Source organism: Rhizobium sp. SVR5-9E (assembly GCF_056755095.1).
In genome coordinates, this window is record NZ_JBNDHS010000300.1 from 1 (window position 1) to 339 (window position 339).

Annotated in this window: 1 protein-coding gene; it reads left to right on the forward strand. The window is 41.6% G+C overall.

Going from position 1 to position 339, the window contains the following annotated elements; all coding sequences use genetic code 11:
* On the forward strand, positions 1-339 hold a 339-nt coding region (locus ACPYOJ_RS34890; protein ID WP_481420311.1), incomplete at both ends, for a M48 family metalloprotease.

A 339-nucleotide genomic window follows, 5' to 3' on the forward strand; every position in this document is an offset into this window, starting at 1 on the left:
TCCTGACGATGTCGGCTCAGGAATACAAATCAACATTAGGGAAATCTAAAGTAATTACAGGAACAGCAGATGCAAAAAAGGTGGTAAATGTAGGATCGAGAATAAAATCTGCGGCTGAAAGATACTATCAGTCTATTGGTCGTTCTGCAGACCTTGCTAATTACAGCTGGGAATTTAATCTTATCCAGAGTAATGAACTCAATGCATGGTGTATGCCAGGTGGAAAAGTAGCGGTCTATACCGGAATTTTACCGATTACTAAAAACGAAAACGGACTTGCCGTTGTGTTGGGCCACGAGGTATCTCATGCTTTGGCAGGCCATGGTAATGAAAGAATCT